Origin of the sequence: Izhakiella australiensis (assembly GCF_002006995.1) — a bacterium.
GTDB lineage: Bacteria > Pseudomonadota > Gammaproteobacteria > Enterobacterales > Enterobacteriaceae > Izhakiella > Izhakiella australiensis.
Map to the genome: position 1 here is coordinate 96,526 of NZ_MRUL01000010.1, position 19,425 is coordinate 115,950.

Consider the following 19,425-nt stretch of genomic DNA (forward strand, 5'->3'; position numbering starts at 1 on the left):
CACCAGGCGTAAATGAACACCTAAGTGAAACTATGATGAATACTGATCAAACACTGGAACTTAACGTGGTACTAAGCCAGGCCTGCACCCGCAGCGGTGTGCATTGCCAGAGTAAGAAAAGGGCGCTGGAGATTATCAGCGAACTGGCCGCGCAGCAGCTGAACCTGCCTCACCAGACTATTTTCGAATCAATACTTACCCGCGAGCGCATGGGCAGTACCGGTATTGGTAACGGCATTGCCATTCCGCACGGCAAGCTGGAGGAGGACACGTTACGCGCCGTTGGCGTGTTCATTCGTCTCGATCAGCCCATTGCTTTTGACGCTATTGATAACCAGCCAGTCGATCTGCTGTTTGCATTGCTGGTGCCGGCGGATCAGTGTAAGACGCATTTGCACACCCTGTCGCTGGTGGCAAAGCGCCTGGCCGATAAATCAATCTGCCGTCGTCTGCGCGCCGCGCAAAATGATGAAGAGCTCTATCAGATAATCACAGAAGGTAATGAAGAAAATCAGTAAGGCAGTCTGCTGCAACTCAGGAGAAAGCACATGGTGCTGATGATCGTCAGTGGTCGATCGGGGTCAGGTAAGTCCGTTGCCCTGCGCGCACTTGAAGACATGGGGTTTTATTGTGTAGATAATTTGCCGGTGGAGCTGCTGCCCGCGCTAGCCAACTCGCTGACCGAACGGCAAACCTCCGCGGCGGTGAGCATAGACGTGCGCAACATGCCGGAGACGCCGGAAATTCTGGAAACCGCGCTGACCGATCTCCCCGGTACTTTCTCGCCGCAGCTGCTGTTTCTTGATGCCGATCGCAGCACTTTAATCCGGCGCTACAGCGATACGCGCCGACTGCATCCGCTCTCCAGCAAAAACCTGTCGCTGGAAAGCGCCATTGATGAAGAAAATAAACTGCTGGAGCCTTTGCGCTCCAGAGCTGACCTGATTATCGACACCTCCGAAATGTCAGTCCACGAACTGGCGGAAATGCTGCGCACCCGGCTACTGGGCAAACGCGAGCGCGAACTGACGATGGTGTTTGAATCCTTCGGTTTTAAACACGGCATTCCCATTGATGCCGACTATGTATTTGACGTACGTTTTTTACCTAATCCACACTGGGACCCGAAACTACGCCCGATGACCGGACTGGACAGGCCGGTCGCGGCCTTCCTCGATCGCCACACGGAAGTTCATAATTTTATTTATCAGACGCGCAGCTACCTGGAACTGTGGTTGCCGATGCTTGAGACCAATAATCGTAGCTATCTCACCGTCGCCATTGGATGCACCGGCGGAAAGCACCGTTCGGTTTATATCGCAGAGCAGCTGGCTGATTATTTCCGCTCACGCGGCAAAAACGTCCAGTCCCGCCACCGGACCCTGGAAAAACGTAAATCATGACCGTTAAGCAAACCGTTGAAATTAAAAATAAGCTGGGTATGCACGCCCGCCCGGCAATGAAGCTTTTCGAACTGGTGCAAAGTTTTGACGCAGAGGTTTTGCTGCGCAATGAAAGCGGTACAGAAGCCGAAGCCAGCAGCGTGATCGCTCTGCTGATGCTGGACTCGGCAAAAGGGGGCCACATTGAAATAGAGGCCAGCGGCCCCGAAGAGCAGCAGGCGCTGGCCGCCGTCATCGAGCTGTTTGATGCCGGTTTTGACGAAGATTAAGACAGTGAGTTATAGCAGCTTATGTTCGCGCAGGAAGCCTTCCCCACCCAGCTGACGCATCTGCCGCATGATCCACAGCTGGCGCTGGCGTAAATAAGCGGAAGGGGCATCAGCATGAAAGCGCAACGGGCTGGGCAATACCGCGGCCAGCAGCGCAGCCTCCGCTGAAGTCAGCTTACTGGCGGGCTTATGAAAATAGCGGCGCGACGCCTCTTCTACGCCAAATACGCCCTTACCAAATTCAGCCACGTTAAGATAGACGGTTAAAATACGCCGTTTGCTCCAGACGGTTTCAACGCCTACGGTGAGCCCGGCTTCCAGCCCTTTACGCACCCAGCTATGACCATCCCAAAGAAACACGTTCTTAGCCGTCTGCTGAGAAATCGTTGACGCGCCGCGCATCTGTCCGTCACGGCCGTCATCCAGCACTGACTCAATGGCTTCAACATCAAAACCCCAGTGAACAGGAAACTTTTGATCTTCTGAAGCGATAACTGCCAGCTTCATCCAGGGTGATATCTCATCGCTGCCAACCCAGTCAGAGTGAGCTACATAGCCGAAGTCGCCCCGTAGCCACGCGCCGATTTGACGCTCAGCCATCACCGCGGAAAACGGCACCGGTAAGAAAGCAAAGAGTATGATGCCTGCCGCCCAGATCGCCAGAATGCCCAGAACAGCTCTGATTATCAGGCTTTTCACTCGCCGCCAACCGTTCCCTTTTTTCAAAATGTGTTCTCCGGGGTGAATTGCCAGCAATCCAGATAAATGGCAAGAACCTGCAAGGTCATCGACAGGCTGTAAGTTTACCTTCAGCACGACGTCTTTTTACGCGATTAAGCGATGCTATCAACTACTCGTCCGCAGTCTATTGCATCATCTGCGATATGCCAACTGCGCGGCGCTTTTGCTATGGCTGCCAGCGGCCGGGCTAACTGTTAAAAAGCGCAATATTCACTACAATGATTAGTTAACCCATTTAATCAATAACGTTTAACATCATTTTTTCCCGCCCTCGATTTTTCCTGGTTTATTCAAAAAAACCACTTAACTATTCATCATTTGTTACGACACAAACCTGTACATTATGAAGATATGCTTCGCAAAAGCTGCCGACATATCGCCATAAAATCCCCCCGGGCTCGACGACAAGTTGCCGCTTAACTTGTCAAAATAACCGGCAGACGCAAAAAAAACTATTTTTTTAAAATACATAAAGTTGCAATGAGATTGCCGTCTATTTTTTAATAAAGAAGCACAAATTAATTGCAGATTTTGTATGAAAACCGGTTAGTTAAACCTGTCATTGCTTTAATTGGCACAAGCGGTCAAATTTAATCCGATCGCCCGTGCAAAATGATTAGCTGCTTGACAGTATCAGTAAATTAATGTTTCCTATACCTGCACGTGGTCCTACATCACACATTTTAATGGTTCTTTAACCTGGCCTGACAAAATTTGCTACTGTAGTGACTAGACGTTTTATCCAATACCGCCCGACGCAGCCAGACTCTAACTATCAGATTGCGTCGGTCATAGTTTCCCTGGTGTTGGCGCAGTATTCGCGCACCCCGGCCTCGGCTGGGGTCATTTTTTTTCTACGCCAGCCAACCAGTTGCGCAGTACGGCAACATCATGCCGCCACTCTGTTTTTAATTCTTCCACCCATTCCTGAACGTTATCCCACCACGCCGGCAGCTCGGGGCTTTGGATCTGTTTTGCCAGCTGCTGCAAATGCACCAGGCCAACCGACCCCGCCGCGCCCTTAATCTTATGGCCTTCCTCAGCAATGCCTTTCTGGTCGCGCGCCATCATGTTGGAATCCAGCACCTCCAGGTACCCCGGCATCATCTTTTCAAATATTGCCAGGCTCTGGTGAACCAGCGAAGGCCCGACCAGCTCAATGTATTGCTCCAGCACCGTCAGATCTAAGAGTGCCGTCTGCCCCGATTCATTCGCAGCCTCAGGCTGCGTTTCAGCGGCAGCGTCTTGCTGAACATCCCAGTACTTTTTGATCATCGCCGCCAGCGCCGGCACCGCAAGCGGCTTACTCAGCACATCGTTCATTCCGGCATCAAGATACTCTTTTTTATCTTTGAGCACGTTTGCCGTCAGCGCTATTAGCGGCGGCAGTTCCTGGTTTGCATGACGCCGACGGATCTCTCTGGCAACCTCCATACCGCTCATATCAGGCAGCTGAATGTCCAGTAAAACCAGGTCGAACTCCTGCGGATCAAACATATCCAGCGCCGCCTGCCCCGTCATCGCCACTTCAACGCTGCTACCGAGCTTTTCCAGTACCGAACGCGCGACAATAACGTTAAGCTCGATATCTTCTACCAGCAGAACGTTGAGCGCCGGCAGCGGCATTTCATCGGCGGATTCGGCGTCATCCACTTCTTCAGCGGCGCGCGGGGCATGAATAGTCAAAGAAAAGCATGCGCCTTCGCCCGGCACGCTGCGTACGCTGATATCGCCGCCCATGCTCTGGGCCAGTCGACGGGAAACCGCCAGACCAATCCCGGTGCCGGTAGCAGGCTTACCGCCATGCTGATCTTTTACCTGATAATACATGGCGAAGATTTTATCCTGCTCGTCTTCGGGGATCCCCATGCCGGAGTCCTCAACCTCGAAACGCAGGCTATCTTCGCCCTGGTAGGCGACCCGCACCACAATCTCGCCCTGGCGGGTAAACTTCACCGCATTACCGATCAGGTTCCACAGAATCTGCCGCAGACGCGTACCGTCAGTGATAATTTGGTGCGGCAGCGGCAAAACTGGCGCCATCACAAATTTCAGGCCTTTCGGCTGCGCCAGCAGGCCAGACAGGTTCTCAAGGTCGGCAAGGAAGCTGGTAAAATCGATCGGCTGTAAATCGAGCTGTACCTTACGACGCTCAATTTTATCCATCTCGATAACATCATTAAAAATATTGCCAAGGGTGACGGCCGACACGTGGATAGTTTTCAGGTACTTAAGCTGTTCCTGATTTAATTCGGTATCCAGCAGAATACGGCTCAGGCCGACAATGCCATTAAGCGGCGTACGCAGCTCGTGGCTGATCGTTGAGATAAAGGTAGTCTTTTCCCGGCTGGCATTTTCCAGTGCGTCCTGATAGCGCTTACGCTCGGTAATATCGCGTCCGAATCCCATCAGGCCGCTACGCTTACCAACCCTGTCGTAATAGGGGACTTTACGAATTTCAAAACAGGCTTTGCGCCCGTCCGGATATTGCAGCCACTGCTCGTAGGTCAGCGAAACGTTATGACGGAAAACTTTCTCATCGGTTTCCATCACCTTGGTCGCCGCCTCTTCATCGTAGACGTCTTCTGGCGACAGGCCGATCAGCTGCTTTTCACTTTTACCGGTAAGCAGTTCCACCGCCCGGTTGCAGCCGGAAAACTGCTGATCGCTATTGCGATAGAATACCAGGTCAGGGGAAGCATCGAGAAAAGAACGCAGAAAGGTTGATTGCTGCTCCAGCTCGATCTGCGCTTGTTCGCGCCGCGCCATTTCTTCCTTAAGCTTTTCGACGACCAGCAGGCGCGCTTCTTCAGCCTTGATGCGGTCGGCTATCTCCTGATTCAGCCGGGTAATGGTATCCTGCATTTGCTGGTTTAATTCCATATCGCGCTGGCGCATTTCTCCCAGCTTGTCGACCAGACGCGCCAGCCGCTGCCGTGATTCCTCCAGCTGCTCCACCACAACCGACAGAAAGTAGACAGCCCAGGGGGTAATCAGCAGACCAAAAAATACCGAGCGCACCACATCAATACTTTCGACGCGACCGTGTAAAAGCATGGTCACCGCCATCTGAACAACCATCGCCAGCACCACCAGCACGGAAGCCAGCAGCAGGGAAAAACGCACCAGCCCGAGTTTAACCATCAGGTCAACGTAGTATTGCGCCAGCAATCTAATCTGTTTCATATGTCCGTCCTGACAACAAGATGCGGTTAATCATACCGTATAACTGACGCTCACGCCTTTGTGCAGCGCGATTCCGTTAGTCCGTCGCCGAATACATTTTCGGCGAAAAACCGTGACTTTCTGCACCATCAGAGTGCATTAAATGAATTATTTAGCACTGACCTTATCCGGCTATTGACTAATTTCATTAACCGCATAATCTGAGCAACCGGGCTGAATATGTTCGCCCTCACACCACTGTTGATTTACTGTACGATATCGCATGATTTTCGTCCCGCACCGCTTTTATCCAAACGAATAAAAATTCACAATAAACGCTATTCCAGTCACTAACCCGGTGATTAATTTTACTAATACTGACTACCGCTTTAATGCAAATAAGCACTCAGCATAAAAACAGTTTTTTTATAGGGCTGGAATAAATATTTAAGCATATTATGCTGGATAAAAAAGCAATGGCAGCATAACGATGAACTATGCATCCTGCTGGATAGTGAGACAGCTCACATAATCCACCTGCATGACACTATGATGAAGTTAAGAAAAAAAGACAATAAATTAAGTTAAATCAATAAGATAAATTCAAATAAAGTTATAAAGTTCGATTAACAAGCCTATTTGACCTGACTACGCTTTCCCGATAAGTTGGAAATCCGCTGGAAGCTTTCTGGATGGGTGCTTGACCCATCATAATTATGCAGTAATTGAGATTCCCTCAGAAGCAAGTCCTCTATACTTGTCTGAACGATGCGCAAAACAGGAAGAAGGGTGACCAATGTGTAAGCGTGGATGCGCAAACCCGTCACCGGCCCTTTCTATGCCTGACCGCCGTCGGAATCGGGAGTCCACAGAGCCTGGGGAGGTTCACAAATATGTTGTATGATAAATCCCTTGAAAAGGATAACTGTGGTTTCGGTCTGATCGCCCATATAGAAGGCGAGCCCAGCCACAAAGTAGTGCGTACTGCCATCCACGCACTCGCCCGAATGCAGCACCGTGGTGCAATCCTCGCCGATGGCAAGACCGGCGACGGCTGCGGCTTACTGTTGCAAAAACCTGACCGCTTCTTCCACGTCATCGCCCAGGAGAAAGGCTGGCGGCTGGCAAAAAATTACGCTGTCGGCATGCTGTTTCTTAACCGGGACTTGCAGCAGGCCGAACAGGCTCGCCACATTGTTGAAGAAGAAGTGCTGCGTGAAACCCTGTCAATCGTTGGCTGGCGCGAAGTGCCGACCAATCAGGAAGTGCTGGGCGAAATCGCCCTCTCCTCGCTGCCGCGCATCGAACAGCTGTTTATTAACGCTCCGGCCGGCTGGCGTCCGCGCGACATGGAGCGCCGCTTGTTTATGGCCCGCCGTCGCATCGAGAAACGCATTGAAGCGCTGGAAGATAAAGAATTCTACATCTGTAGCTTTTCGAACCAGGTCAACATTTATAAAGGTCTGTGCATGCCGGCGGATTTGCCGCGCTTCTATCTTGACCTGGCTGACCTGCGCCTCGAATCAGCCATTTGTTTATTCCACCAGCGCTTTTCAACCAATACCGTTCCGCGCTGGCCGCTGGCGCAGCCGTTCCGCTATATGGCGCACAATGGCGAAATCAATACCATCGCCGGTAACCGTCAGTGGGCGCGCGCGCGCGCTTATAAATTTAACACCCCGCTGATACCTGATTTGCAGAATGCCGCGCCTTTCGTTAACGAAACCGGCTCCGACTCCAGCTCAATGGACAACATGCTTGAGCTGTTTTTGGCCGGCGGTATGGATCTGGTCCGCGCCATGCGCCTGCTGGTGCCGCCAGCCTGGCAAAACAATCCGGATATGGATCCGGAACTGCGCGCCTTCTTTGACTTTAACTCCATGCATATGGAGCCCTGGGACGGCCCTGCTGGCATCGTTATGTCCGATGGACGCTATGCCGCCTGTAACCTTGACCGTAACGGGCTACGCCCGGCGCGCTACGTGATTACCAAAGATAAGCTGATTACCTGCGCCTCCGAAGTCGGTATCTGGGACTATCAGCCGGATGAAGTGGTAGAAAAAGGCCGCGTTGGCCCCGGCGAACTAATGGTTATCGATACCCGCGCCGGCCGTATTCTGCACTCGGCCGAAACCGACCACGACTTACAGATCCGCCATCCTTATAAAGAGTGGATGGAAAAGAACGTTAAGCGCCTGGTGCCATTTGAAGACCTGCCCGATCAGCAGGTAGGTAACCGCCAGCTGGACGACGATCAGCTGGCCACCTTTCAGAAGCAGTTCGCCTATAGCAGCGAAGAGCTTGACGCGATCGTGCGCGTGCTCGGCGAAAATGGCCAGGAAGCGGTCGGCTCCATGGGCGATGACACACCGTTTGCCGTGCTTTCCAGCCGCCCGCGCATTATCTATGACTACTTCCGCCAGCAGTTCGCTCAGGTCACTAACCCGCCGATCGATCCGCTGCGTGAAAATCACGTGATGTCACTGTCAACCAGCATTGGCCGCGAAATGAACGTATTTTGCGAAGCGGAAGGCCAGGCGCACCGCGTGACCTTTAAGTCGCCGATTCTGCTCTACTCCGACTTCCGGCAGCTCACCACGATGGAAGGCGAGTATTATCGCGCCGATACGCTCGATTGTATTTTCAACCCGGCGCAACAAACCCTGGAAGACGCGATTTATCAGCTGTGCGATACGGCGGAGCAGATGGTGCGCTCCGGTACCGTGCTGCTGGTGCTTTCCGATCGCAATATCAGCCCGGAGCAGCTGCCGGTGCCGGCGCCGATGATCGTTGGCGCAGTGCAGGCTCGTCTGGTCGATAAAAATCTGCGCTGCGATGCCAACATCATCGTTGAAACCGCCAGCGCCCGCGATCCCCACCATTTTGCGGTGCTGCTTGGTTTCGGTGCGACGGCTATCTATCCATGGCTGGCCTACGAGTCACTGGCAAAAATGGCCGACAGCGGCGTCATCGAGAAAGATTACCGCAGCATCATGCTGAACTACCGTAACGGCATTAATAAAGGCCTTTACAAGATCATGTCCAAAATGGGCATTTCAACCATTGCGTCCTATCGCTGCTCGAAGCTGTTTGAAGCGGTGGGGCTGCATAATGACATCACCGCCTTTTGCTTCCAGGGCGTAACCAGCCGCATCGGCGGCGCCAACTTCGCCGATTTTCAGCAGGATCTGGTTAACCTGGCCAAGCGCGCCTGGCTGCAACGTAAGCCGCTCGACCAGGGCGGACTGCTTAAATACGTCCACGACGGCGAATATCACGCCTATAACCCGGATGTGGTCGCCACCCTGCAAAAAGCGGTCAACAGCGGCGAATACAGCGATTACCAGCAGTATGCCCGGCAGGTAAATGAACGTCCGGTTGCCACGCTGCGCGATCTGCTGGCGCTGAATCCGGACGGCCAAAGCGTACAGCTTGACGATGTGGAGCCAGCCAGCGAACTGTATAAACGTTTTGATACCGCGGCAATGTCTATTGGCGCGCTCAGCCCGGAAGCGCATGAATCGCTGGCCGAAGCGATGAACAGCCTCGGTGGCTTCTCAAACTCCGGCGAGGGCGGCGAAGATCCGGCGCGCTACGGTACCAATAAAGTGTCGCGCATCAAGCAGGTCGCCTCCGGTCGCTTCGGCGTCACCCCGGCCTATCTGGTTAATGCCGATGTTATCCAGATTAAAGTCGCTCAGGGCGCCAAACCCGGCGAAGGCGGTCAGCTGCCGGGCGATAAAGTAACGCCTTATATCGCCAAACTGCGCTATTCCGTACCCGGCGTAACGTTAATTTCACCGCCGCCGCATCATGATATCTATTCGATTGAAGATCTGGCGCAGCTGATTTTCGATCTTAAGCAGGTCAATCCGAAAGCGATGATTTCGGTGAAGCTGGTTTCTGAGCCAGGGGTCGGCACCATCGCCACCGGCGTTGCTAAAGCCTATGCTGACCTGATCACCATCGCCGGCTACGACGGTGGAACCGGCGCCAGCCCGCTCAGCTCGGTCAAATACGCCGGCTGTCCCTGGGAACTGGGGCTGGTTGAAACGCAGCAGGCGCTGGTTTCTAACGGCCTGCGCCATAAGATCCGCCTGCAGGTCGATGGCGGTCTTAAAACCGGTCTGGATATCATTAAAGCGGCGATTCTGGGCGCCGAGAGCTTCGGCTTCGGCACCGGTCCGATGGTCGCGCTGGGCTGTAAATATCTGCGAATCTGCCACCTGAATAACTGCGCGACCGGCGTAGCGACCCAGGATGAAAAACTGCGCAAGAACCATTACCACGGGCTGCCACTGCGCGTAACTAACTACTTCCAGTTTATCGCCCGCGAAACGCGGGAAATCATGGCGCAGCTGGGCGTGAAGCGTCTGGTCGACCTGATCGGTCGCACCGACCTGCTGAAGGAGCTGGAAGGTTTTACCGCCAAGCAGCAAAACCTGGATCTTTCACGCCTGCTGGAAACCGCAAAACCGATGCCGGAAAAGGCACTTTATTGCACGGAAGGTAACCCGGCCTTTGATAAAGGGGTATTGAATAAAGCGCTGCTGGAGCAGGCCATGCCGTTTGTGGAAGCCCGCCAGAGCAAAACCTTCTGGTTTGATATTCGGAATACCGACCGTTCGGTAGGGGCAACGCTCTCCGGTGCCATTGCCGCTCAGCATGGCGATCAGGGACTGGCGGCCGATCCTATCCGCGTACACTTCAACGGCACGGCGGGTCAGAGCTTCGGCGTCTGGAACGCCGGCGGCGTAGAGCTGGTACTTACCGGCGACGCCAACGACTATGTTGGTAAAGGTATGGCTGGCGGCATGCTGGCTATCCGTCCTCCGGTGGGCTCGGCGTTCCGCAGCCACGAGGCGACTATCGCCGGCAATACCTGCCTGTACGGCGCAACCGGCGGCAAGCTGTTCGCCGCTGGCCGCGCCGGCGAACGTTTTGCCGTACGTAACTCCGGCGCCATTACCGTGGTGGAAGGCATTGGCGACAATGGCTGTGAATATATGACCGGCGGCATCGTCTGCGTGCTTGGCCGTACCGGCGTCAACTTCGGCGCCGGCATGACCGGCGGTTTTGCCTACGTGCTGGACGAGGACGGTGAGTTCCGTAAACGGGTGAATGCCGAGCTGGTTGAAGTGCTGAATGTTGACGAATTACCCATCCACGAAGAGCATCTTCGCGGTCTGATTACCGAGCATGTTCAAATCACCGGCTCAACGCGCGGCGAGGAGATTCTCGCTAACTGGCCGGCCTTCTCTGGCAAATTTGCGCTGATTAAGCCTAAATCCAGCGATGTGAAGGCGTTGTTAGGTCATCGTAGTCGTTCCGCAGCTGAGCTGCGGGTGCAGGCGCAGTAAGGGGTTATAGTTCATGAGCCAGAACGTTTATCAGTTTATCGACTTACAGCGGGTTGACCCGCCAAAAAAGCCGCTGAAAATACGTAAAATCGAGTTTGTTGAGATTTACGAGCCGTTTTCGGAAGGCCAGGCGAAGGCGCAGGCCGATCGCTGCCTTTCCTGCGGTAACCCGTACTGCGAATGGAAATGCCCGGTGCATAATTACATTCCTAACTGGCTGAAGCTGGCTAACGAGGGAAGGATTATTGAGGCAGCCGAGCTTTCTCATCAAACCAACAGCCTGCCGGAAGTTTGCGGACGCGTTTGCCCACAGGACCGCCTGTGCGAAGGTTCATGCACGCTGAATGACGAATTCGGCGCCGTTACCATCGGCAACATTGAACGCTATATCAATGATAAGGCGATGGAGATGGGCTGGAGGCCGAATCTTGGCCAGGTAAAACCAACCGGCAAACGCGTTGCCATTATCGGTGCCGGCCCGGCGGGCCTGGCCTGTGCTGACGTGTTAGCGCGTAACGGCGTACAGGCGGTGGTCTTCGACCGTCATCCGGAAATCGGCGGGCTACTGACCTTTGGCATTCCTTCGTTCAAACTGGAAAAAGAGATCATGGTTCGCCGCCGTGAAATCTTTACCGGTATGGGCATTGAGTTTCGCCTGAATACCGAAGTTGGCCGCGACGTGCAGATAAACGATCTGCTTAGTGATTATGACGCGGTATTCCTCGGCGTTGGCACCTACCAGTCAATGCGCGGCGGCCTTGAAAACGAGGACGCTTCAGGGGTATATGACGCCCTGCCTTTCCTGATAGCCAATACCAAAAACGTCATGGGTTTCTCACAAAGCGCAGAGGCGCCTTTTGTTGATATGAACGGCAAGCGCGTCGTTGTTCTCGGCGGTGGCGACACCGCGATGGACTGCGTGCGTACGTCAATCCGTCAGGGCGCAACCCATGTCACCTGCGCCTATCGCCGTGATGAAGAAAACATGCCAGGCTCGCGCCGCGAAGTGAAAAATGCCCGTGAAGAGGGCGTTGAATTCCAGTTCAATATCCAGCCGCTGGCAGTGGAAATCAATGCTAACGGCAACGTCTGCGGTGTGAAAATGGCGCGCACGGAAATGGGCGAGCCGGATGCTAACGGCCGTCGTCGGGCAGAAATTGTGCCGGGCTCCGAACATGTACTGCCAGCGGATGCGGTGATCATGGCGTTTGGTTTCCGTCCCCATGCCATGAGCTGGCTGGAAAAGCATAGCGTGGAGCTGGATAAGCAGGGGCGGATCATTGCTCCGGAAGGAAGCGATAATCCGTTTCAGACCAGCAACCCGAAAATCTTTGCTGGCGGCGATGCGGTTCGCGGCTCGGACCTGGTGGTTACCGCCATTGCAGAAGGTCGTAAGGCCGCAGATGGCATTATGAACTACCTCGAAGTCTGACCGCTTCAGGCGGTCAGTAAACAGAAAAGGCCTGATTCCGGCAGCGGATTCAGGCCTTTTTAATTGTGCTTTGCCTCTGGCGTCTGTTAGCCCGAGGGTTACCCTTACTTCACCACTCGCAGTGAAGGGCGTCCGCCACGCGGCGGCGGCTCGTCATCCGGACCGCCATCGTCATCGCTGACGTCAGCGTCATCAGGACGATCGCCATCAATAACCGACATTACCGTTTCCGGCCCCTCTTCCTGGGTATCGGCAGGATCGAATTCAGCACCATCATAGGCCGGTTCAGGTTCAAACATGGTACCTGCGCCGTTTTCCCGCGCGTATATCGCCAGCACCGCAGCAAGCGGAACGGTGACCTGACGCGGCACGCCGCCGAAGCGCGCGTTAAAGCTCACTTCGTCGTTGCCAAGCGCCAGGTTGCCTACCGCGCGCGGCGCAATATTCAGTACGATCTGCCCGTCACGAGCATACTCCAACGGCACCATTACGCCCGGCAGATTGATATCGACCACCAGATGCGGCGTTAGCTGATTATCAAGAAGCCAGTCGTAAAAAGCCCGTAGCAGATAAGGGCGACGGGGGGTTAGCTGTGACATTTCCATCAGGATCAGCCCCGCGTTTGCAGGCGCATTTCGCGTTCAGCTTCGGTCAGTGAAGCCAGGAAAGAGTCACGCTCAAAGACGCGCGTCATATATCCTTTCAGCTCTTTAGAACCGCTGCCCAGCAGCTCTACGCCGAGCAGCGGCAAGCGCCACAGCAGCGGAGCCAGATAGCAATCGACCAGGCTGAATTCTTCACTGAGAAAATAAGGCGTGCGGGCGAACAGCGGCCCGATGGCCAGCAGCTCTTCACGCAGCTGTTTGCGCGCGGCTTCAGCATCCTGAGCGTTGCCACGTTCAATGGTGCGCATCAGGCTGTACCAGTCGTGTTCAATGCGGTGCATCATCAGGCGACTTTCACCGCGAGCCACTGGATAGACCGGCATCAGCGGCGGATGCGGAAAACGCTCATCAAGGTATTCCATGATGATGCGGGATTCATACAGCGTCAGCTCACGATCTACCAACGTTGGTACAGTACGGTACGGATTGAGGTCAATCAGATCCTGCGGCAGGTTATCCATTTCGACCTGCTCAATCTCCACGCTGACGCCTTTTTCAGCCAGTACAATACGGACCTGATGGCTGAAAATATCAGTTGGACCAGAAAACAGCGTCATTACCGAACGTTTGTTGGCAGCGACAGCCATGTAAACCTCCAAGTTTATCCAGAAAATTACTGCGAATAGCCAACCACGAGGTGACTAACCTGTTCATTATAATGGCTCCGGGTACACACAGGTCCCGAACCGGCTTTCTGCGCAGAGTAAAGCAGGCATAATGCCCCATATAAACAGGCCCAAAGTGTCAGATAGTCTACCAGATTTTAGACAGTTTGTGGCGGAGCAGATGCGGAATTGTCGGCAAAATCGCGCAAAGATACGAAAGATAAGCGTTATATAGAAAAAACCCGGCATATAGCCGGGTTTTTTTGTGTAACAGGATCTGCCAGAGCAGATACCAATTAACGTTTGGAGAACTGCGGACGGCGACGTGCTTTGCGCAGACCCACTTTTTTACGTTCAACCTGACGAGCATCACGCGTCACGAAACCAGCTTTACGCAGTTCGGCACGCAGGGATTCGTCATATTCCATCAGTGCACGGGTGATACCGTGACGGATCGCTCCAGCCTGACCAGAGATGCCACCACCTTTAACGGTGATGTACAGGTCCAGTTTGCCGACCATATCAACCAGTTCCAGCGGCTGACGAACTACCATGCGGGCAGTTTCGCGACCGAAGTACTGTTCCAGCGAACGCTGGTTGATAACGATGTTACCGCTACCCGGCTTAATAAAGACGCGAGCGGAAGAGCTTTTGCGGCGACCAGTGCCGTAGTTTTGAGTTTCAGCCATTGCCTGTAATCCCGATTAAATGTCAAGAACTTGCGGTTGCTGTGCCGCGTGGTTGTGCTCGTTGCCCGCGTAAACTTTCAGCTTACGGAACATTGCACGACCCAGCGGGCCCTTCGGCAGCATGCCTTTAACCGCGATTTCAATCACACGCTCAGGACGGCGGGCAATCATCTCTTCAAAAGTCGCCTGCTTGATACCACCGATGTGACCGGTATGATGATAATAGACTTTATCCAGACGCTTGTTACCCGTTACGGCAACTTTGTCAGCGTTGAGCACGATGATGTAATCACCGGTATCAACGTGCGGCGTATATTCCGCTTTATGCTTACCGCGCAGACGGCGCGCCAGTTCAGTCGCCAGACGGCCTAAAGTTTTGCCAGTGGCGTCAACAACATACCAGTCACGCTGTACGGTTTCTGGCTTAGCTGTAAAAGTTTTCATTAAAAGCTTACCCAATAGTAGTTACACGTTGGTGAAATCCCAAACGCTTGAATAAACGGTTGAGGCTCACACGACCATCTTGTCCAGCAAGCCCACCCCCTCAGGCAAGGTTGCCGGCGCAGCAAAGTTTTGGGAAAAAAACTTTGTCGTAACGTGGGGTCGCAAGATTATAGAGAAGTCGATATGAAAGATCGACCCCTTTTTGCACGATATTGCGCCGGAGATTGTCTCAGGGAAGATGAGGAAGACGCAGATATTCTTCACTCTGCATCTCCTGCAAACGGGAAACGCAGCGCTGGTATTCAAACTTCAGCCGCGCGCCCTGATAAATCTCATAAAGCGAGGCTTCCGCCGAGATAACCAGCTTAACGTGCCGCTCATAAAACTCATCAACCAGCGCCAGAAAGCGGCGAGCCTGATCCTCAGTTTTGTAAATCATCACCGGAACGTTGAACAGCAGAACGCTATGGAAGCGGCGCGAAAGCTCAATATAATCATGCTGGCTGCGCCCTTCCCCGCACAGCGCGTTGAAATCAATGGCCAGAACCCCCTGAGCGCTCCCCAACGTCTTAATAGTACGATGGTTAATATCAAGCGTTTGCTCGTCGCCGCGCGTCCTGCCTGCCAGCGCAACGAACATTTTCTCCATCGCCGCCTGACTGGCATCGTTCAGCGGCGCCATCCAAAGATGCGCGGACGTCAGGGTGCGCAAACGATAATCGATACCGGCATCGACGTTCATAACGTCGCAATAACGCTTTATCAGTTCAATTGCCGGTAGAAATCGCGCCCGCTGCAGTCCGTTACGATACAGTTCATCCGGCGGAATGTTAGAGGTTGCCACCAGCGTTATCCCCCTGGCAAACAGCGCCTCCATCAGCGTACCTAACAGCATGGCGTCAGTGATATCTGAGACAAAAAACTCATCAAAACAGAGTAAATCGGTTTCTGCTTTAAAGCTGTCAGCCACTATTTGTAGCGGATCGCTCTGGCCCTGAAGTTCAGTAAGCGACTGATGCACGCGCAGCATAAAGCGATGAAAGTGAAGACGCAGCTTGCGCTCTCCAGGAATGGACTGAAAAAACATGTCCATCAGCCAGGTCTTACCTCGCCCGACGCCCCCCCACATATAAAGGCCGCGAACCGGCTCAATCGTCTGGTTTTTTCCTTTACCAACCAGCTTCTGCAGTCTGCCAAACAGGCCATTGCCCGCGTCAGCTGACGTAGCGCGTCCTTCGCTAAAAGCCTGCCAGATGCTATCCAGGCGGGTTACCGCCGCCAGCTGAACGTCATCCGGCTGATATTCGCCGCTCTCAAGCGCCTGCTGATAGCGCGCCAGCGGGGAGGTGATGTGCATAGTCACGGCCAGGTCCCTGAATAAATTGAAATGCCACAGGATATACTATCGAAAAGAACATTTTCCACGCGGGCTGACCGCGACAGGATTCCACTTCCGTAAGATTAACGGTTATAGTGGTGTAAGTGGAAGCCCTTACGGACAACGAAGATATTTGGGAGTCATTATGACCTGGGAATATGCGCTCATTGGTTTAGTCGTTGGCATTATTATTGGTGCCCTGGCAGTGCGTTTTGGTAACCGCAAGCTACGTGAGCAGCGCCATATGCAGTACGAACTGGAAAAAACAAAAGCGGAACTGGCAGATTATCGGGAAGAGCTGACAAATCATTTTGCCCGCAGCGCCGAGCTGCTGGATAACATGGCCCGCGATTATCGCCAGCTTTATCAGCATATGGCAAAAGGTTCTAACGACCTGCTACCAAACCTGCCGGGAGAAAAGAACCCCTTTGCTTATCAGCTGACCGGCTCGGAAGCCGATAATGATAATGATCAGGTTCCGGTGCAAATGCCGCGTGATTACTCAGACAGTGGCGCTTCCGGCCTGCTGCGCGGTGAGCGCCCGAAGCGTGATTAAAGGTTGAATCAAGGGCGCGCACTGCGCCCTTTTTACTTTCAGGCATCTAAACCGGAACCCTTTTCCTATCTGTCGGTCACAACATCCAGACTCTGTGTTGTTATCAATCTATTCCGGACCTATTTCACTGCGTAGCGAGTGTCGTAACGATGAAGAAAAAAGCATTTCTGTTAAGCGCCCTGACGCTGGCAATTGGTATCAATCTGCCCCTCGCCCCTCAGGCACAGGCGACATTACCTGCTCAGATTCAAGGTCAGCAGTTGCCAAGTCTGGCGCCGATGCTGGAGAAAGTTCTCCCGGCCGTGGTCAGCGTGCATGTTGAAGGGACGGAAACGGAAGCTCAGGATCAGATTCCTGAACCGCTAAAACGGTTCTTTGGTCAGCAAGGTCAGAATGCGCAGCCGCAGCCGTTTGAAGGACTGGCTTCTGGCGTGGTGATCAACGCCGAAAAAGGCTATGTGCTCACCAATAACCACGTCGTTAACGGCGCCAATAAAATCAGCGTCCAGCTGAGCGATGGCCGCGAATATGACGCCAAACTGGTCGGCCATGATGAGCAGACCGACATCGCGCTGCTGCAGCTCAAAGATGCTAAAAACCTCACTCAGATTAAAATCGCTGACTCCGATAACCTGAAGGTCGGTGATTTTGCCGTGGCTATCGGCAACCCCTTCGGCCTCGGCCAGACGGCGACCTCCGGCATTGTCTCCGCGCTGGGCCGCAGCGGCCTTAATCTCGAAGGTCTGGAAAACTTCATTCAGACCGATGCGGCCATCAACCGCGGCAACTCCGGCGGCGCGCTGGTTAACCTCAACGGTGAGCTGATCGGCATCAACACCGCCATTCTGGCCTCTTCCGGCGGCAATATCGGTATTGGATTTGCCATTCCCAGCAATATGGCGATGAACCTGGCGCAGCAGCTAATTGAGTTCGGCGAGGTCAAGCGCGGCCAGTTGGGTATCAAAGGTACCGAAATGACCGCCGATATGGCAAAAGCATTCAATGTCGATCAGCAGCGCGGCGCGTTCGTTAACGAGGTTCTGCCAGGCTCCGCTGCGTCTAAAGCCGGTATCAAAGCCGGAGACATCATCACATCCGTTGACGGTAAAGCCATCTCCAGTTTTGGCGAACTGCGGGTAAAAATAGGCACCTCTGCGCCGGGTAAAGAAGTGAAAGTCGGACTGCTGCGCGACGGAAAACCGCAGACGGTAAGCGTTAAACTCGACAGCGGCAGCCAGTCCACCAAAACCCCTGAACTGCTGACGCCGGCGTTGCAGGGCGCCAGCCTGAGCGACGGCGCCACTAAAGATGGTAGCAAGGGCGTTAAGGTCGACAACGTAGATAAGTCGACGCCCGCCGAGCAGGTTGGGCTGCAAAAAGATGATGTTATCGTTGGGGTCAACCGCACCCGCGTACAAAATCTTGCTGACCTGCGTAAAGCGCTGGAAGGCAAGCCGTCTGTGCTGGCGATGAATGTTATTCGCGGAAATGAGAATATTTATCTGCTGATGCGTTAAAGGCGAGTGAAAATCATGACGCGGACACCTGCGTGTCCGCGTAACTCGTGTTATCCTTCCTGCCGTTATCCACTCACCACATTAAGCCATGTTTTTCAAACTTCTGCGTTCGATCATTATCGGGCTGGTGGTTGCAGGCCTCCTGCTGGCAGCCGTTCCGGCTTTACGGCTGGGTAAGGCGCTGTTTGCCCCGACCGATGATAGCGTTGATGAAACACCCATTAGTTATAATGCCGGTGTGCGACGAGCCGCGCCCGCAGTGGTCAATGTCTATAACCGCAGCGCCAACACCAATGATGACAGCCTCGGCATCCATACGCTGGGCTCTGGCGTTATCATGGACAGTCGGGGTTATATCCTCACCAATAAGCATGTGATTAACGACGCCGAGCAGATTATCGTCGCGCTGCAGGATGGCCGAATTTTCGAAGCGATGCTGGTCGGTTCCGATTCGCTTACCGATCTTGCAGTACTAAAAATTAACGCCACTAACCTTCCCGTCATCCCGATAAATCCGCATCGGGTTGCCCATATTGGCGATCTGGTGATGGCGATCGGCAATCCGTATAACATTGGGCAAACGGTCACGCAGGGGATTATCAGCGCCACCGGTCGCGTGGGCCTCAGCCCTTCCCGCTACCAGAACTTCCTGCAAACCGATGCGTCGATAAACCGTGGTAACTCCGGCGGTGCGCTGATCAATTCGCTGGGAGAGCTGATGGGCATCAATACCCGCTCATTCGATAAAAGCGACAACGGTGAAACGCCGGAAGGTATTGGTTTTGCGATCCCTACGGCGCTGGCGGTAAAAATCATGGATAAGCTGATTCGCGACGGTCGGGTTATTCGTGGTTATATCGGTATCAGCGGGCGTGAAATCCCACAGTTGCGCAGCCAGAGCGGCGATCTTGACCATATTCAGGGAATTGTCGTGACCAACGTCGCCCCCGACGGCCCGGCGGCAAAAGCCGGCATTCAGGTCAATGACATTATTACCAGCGTAAATAACAAACCGGCAGTATCAGCCATCGAAACCATGGACCAGGTGGCGGAAATGCGTCCCGGTACGGTAATCGAGGTAAATATATTGCGTAACGATCAGCGCCTGCGCCTGAAAGTGACCGTGCTGGAATATCCGCAGTCTTAACCTGAAACCATAATAAAACTAAGGGCGGCCATCGGGCCGCCCTTTTGCTTCATG

General features: G+C 53.7%; 15 protein-coding genes. 8 read left to right on the top strand and 7 right to left on the bottom strand.

Annotated features, from left to right (window positions below; translation table 11 throughout):
* The first annotated feature begins 35 nt into the window (after window positions 1-35).
* From ptsN to npr, 3 genes are read left to right on the top strand one after another with little or no spacing between them, the layout of a single operon-like run.
* The gene (gene ptsN / locus BTJ39_RS14890; RefSeq protein ID WP_176110327.1) at window positions 36-518 is read left to right on the top strand and encodes a PTS IIA-like nitrogen regulatory protein PtsN; all 483 of its coding nucleotides are present in this window, start codon (window positions 36-38) and stop codon (window positions 516-518) included.
* 30 nt (window positions 519-548) lie between these two features.
* Window positions 549-1,403 carry an RNase adapter RapZ gene (gene rapZ / locus BTJ39_RS14895; RefSeq protein WP_078003483.1) on the top strand — a complete coding sequence of 285 codons (855 nt, stop codon included), beginning with the start codon at window positions 549-551 and terminating at the stop codon, window positions 1,401-1,403.
* Window positions 1,400-1,672, top strand: coding sequence for a PTS phosphocarrier protein NPr (gene npr, locus BTJ39_RS14900; protein ID WP_078003484.1), 273 nt, complete (start codon window positions 1,400-1,402; stop codon window positions 1,670-1,672). The genes rapZ and npr overlap by 4 nt, the downstream gene beginning before the upstream one ends.
* 9 nt (window positions 1,673-1,681) lie before the next feature.
* Here npr and mtgA read toward each other — a convergent pair whose 3' ends face one another.
* Window positions 1,682-2,398, bottom strand: coding sequence for a monofunctional biosynthetic peptidoglycan transglycosylase (gene mtgA / locus BTJ39_RS14905; RefSeq protein WP_078003485.1), 717 nt, complete (start codon window positions 2,396-2,398; stop codon window positions 1,682-1,684).
* An 858-nt stretch (window positions 2,399-3,256) separates the two neighbouring features.
* On the bottom strand, window positions 3,257-5,599 hold the full coding sequence (gene arcB, locus BTJ39_RS14910; protein WP_078003486.1) for an aerobic respiration two-component sensor histidine kinase ArcB: 2,343 nt from the start codon (window positions 5,597-5,599) through the stop codon (window positions 3,257-3,259).
* 872 nt (window positions 5,600-6,471) lie between these two features.
* Between arcB and gltB the strand changes: the two genes are divergently transcribed.
* On the top strand, window positions 6,472-10,938 hold the full coding sequence (gene gltB, locus BTJ39_RS14920) for a glutamate synthase large subunit (protein ID WP_078003488.1): 4,467 nt from the start codon (window positions 6,472-6,474) through the stop codon (window positions 10,936-10,938).
* Between the two features lie 13 nt (window positions 10,939-10,951).
* On the top strand, window positions 10,952-12,370 hold the full coding sequence (locus BTJ39_RS14925) for a glutamate synthase small subunit (RefSeq protein ID WP_078003489.1): 1,419 nt from the start codon (window positions 10,952-10,954) through the stop codon (window positions 12,368-12,370).
* Window positions 12,371-12,474: 104 nt separating this feature from the next.
* Here BTJ39_RS14925 and sspB read toward each other — a convergent pair whose 3' ends face one another.
* From sspB to zapE, 5 genes are all read right to left on the bottom strand, one after another.
* Complete coding sequence (gene sspB / locus BTJ39_RS14930) at window positions 12,475-12,975, bottom strand: ClpXP protease specificity-enhancing factor (protein WP_078003490.1); 501 nt, start codon at window positions 12,973-12,975, stop codon at window positions 12,475-12,477.
* Window positions 12,976-12,980: 5 nt separating this feature from the next.
* Window positions 12,981-13,622 (bottom strand): stringent starvation protein SspA, encoded by a 642-nt coding sequence (gene sspA, locus BTJ39_RS14935; RefSeq protein ID WP_078003491.1) that lies wholly within the window; start codon window positions 13,620-13,622, stop codon window positions 12,981-12,983.
* 314 nt (window positions 13,623-13,936) lie between these two features.
* Window positions 13,937-14,329 (bottom strand): 30S ribosomal protein S9, encoded by a 393-nt coding sequence (gene rpsI, locus BTJ39_RS14940; protein WP_078003492.1) that lies wholly within the window; start codon window positions 14,327-14,329, stop codon window positions 13,937-13,939.
* Window positions 14,330-14,344: 15 nt separating this feature from the next.
* A complete protein-coding gene (rplM, locus tag BTJ39_RS14945) occupies window positions 14,345-14,773 on the bottom strand; it encodes a 50S ribosomal protein L13 (protein WP_078003493.1) in 429 nt (142 codons plus the stop codon).
* 229 nt (window positions 14,774-15,002) lie between these two features.
* Window positions 15,003-16,130 carry a cell division protein ZapE gene (gene zapE, locus BTJ39_RS14950; RefSeq protein ID WP_078003494.1) on the bottom strand — a complete coding sequence of 376 codons (1,128 nt, stop codon included), beginning with the start codon at window positions 16,128-16,130 and terminating at the stop codon, window positions 15,003-15,005.
* 166 nt (window positions 16,131-16,296) lie between these two features.
* Between zapE and zapG the strand changes: the two genes are divergently transcribed.
* The 3 genes from zapG (at window position 16,297) to degS (ending at window position 19,371) form a co-directional block, all read left to right on the top strand.
* Window positions 16,297-16,707, top strand: a complete 411-nt coding sequence (zapG, locus tag BTJ39_RS14955) for a Z-ring associated protein ZapG (RefSeq protein WP_078003495.1) — start codon at window positions 16,297-16,299, stop codon at window positions 16,705-16,707.
* Window positions 16,708-16,856: 149 nt separating this feature from the next.
* Window positions 16,857-18,224, top strand: a complete 1,368-nt coding sequence (gene degQ, locus BTJ39_RS14960; protein ID WP_078003496.1) for a serine endoprotease DegQ — start codon at window positions 16,857-16,859, stop codon at window positions 18,222-18,224.
* Window positions 18,225-18,312: 88 nt separating this feature from the next.
* The gene (gene degS / locus BTJ39_RS14965; RefSeq protein ID WP_078003497.1) at window positions 18,313-19,371 is read left to right on the top strand and encodes an outer membrane-stress sensor serine endopeptidase DegS; all 1,059 of its coding nucleotides are present in this window, start codon (window positions 18,313-18,315) and stop codon (window positions 19,369-19,371) included.
* Window positions 19,372-19,425: the final 54 nt, after the last annotated feature.

Bases quoted from the DNA above. Each gene is read 5' to 3' on its own strand.
- rplM (WP_078003493.1), bottom strand. From the start codon at position 14,773: ATGAAAACTTTTACAGCTAAGCCAGAAACCGTACAGCGTGACTGGTAT.
- rapZ (WP_078003483.1), top strand. From the start codon at position 549: ATGGTGCTGATGATCGTCAGTGGTCGATCGGGGTCAGGTAAGTCCGTT.
- degQ (WP_078003496.1), top strand. From the start codon at position 16,857: ATGAAGAAAAAAGCATTTCTGTTAAGCGCCCTGACGCTGGCAATTGGT.
- sspB (WP_078003490.1), bottom strand. From the start codon at position 12,975: ATGGAAATGTCACAGCTAACCCCCCGTCGCCCTTATCTGCTACGGGCT.
- zapG (WP_078003495.1), top strand. From the start codon at position 16,297: ATGACCTGGGAATATGCGCTCATTGGTTTAGTCGTTGGCATTATTATT.
- zapE (WP_078003494.1), bottom strand. From the start codon at position 16,130: ATGCACATCACCTCCCCGCTGGCGCGCTATCAGCAGGCGCTTGAGAGC.
- BTJ39_RS14925 (WP_078003489.1), top strand. From the start codon at position 10,952: ATGAGCCAGAACGTTTATCAGTTTATCGACTTACAGCGGGTTGACCCG.
- rpsI (WP_078003492.1), bottom strand. From the start codon at position 14,329: ATGGCTGAAACTCAAAACTACGGCACTGGTCGCCGCAAAAGCTCTTCC.
- gltB (WP_078003488.1), top strand. From the start codon at position 6,472: ATGTTGTATGATAAATCCCTTGAAAAGGATAACTGTGGTTTCGGTCTG.
- arcB (WP_078003486.1), bottom strand. From the start codon at position 5,599: ATGAAACAGATTAGATTGCTGGCGCAATACTACGTTGACCTGATGGTT.
- npr (WP_078003484.1), top strand. From the start codon at position 1,400: ATGACCGTTAAGCAAACCGTTGAAATTAAAAATAAGCTGGGTATGCAC.
- sspA (WP_078003491.1), bottom strand. From the start codon at position 13,622: ATGGCTGTCGCTGCCAACAAACGTTCGGTAATGACGCTGTTTTCTGGT.
- degS (WP_078003497.1), top strand. From the start codon at position 18,313: ATGTTTTTCAAACTTCTGCGTTCGATCATTATCGGGCTGGTGGTTGCA.
- ptsN (WP_176110327.1), top strand. From the start codon at position 36: ATGAATACTGATCAAACACTGGAACTTAACGTGGTACTAAGCCAGGCC.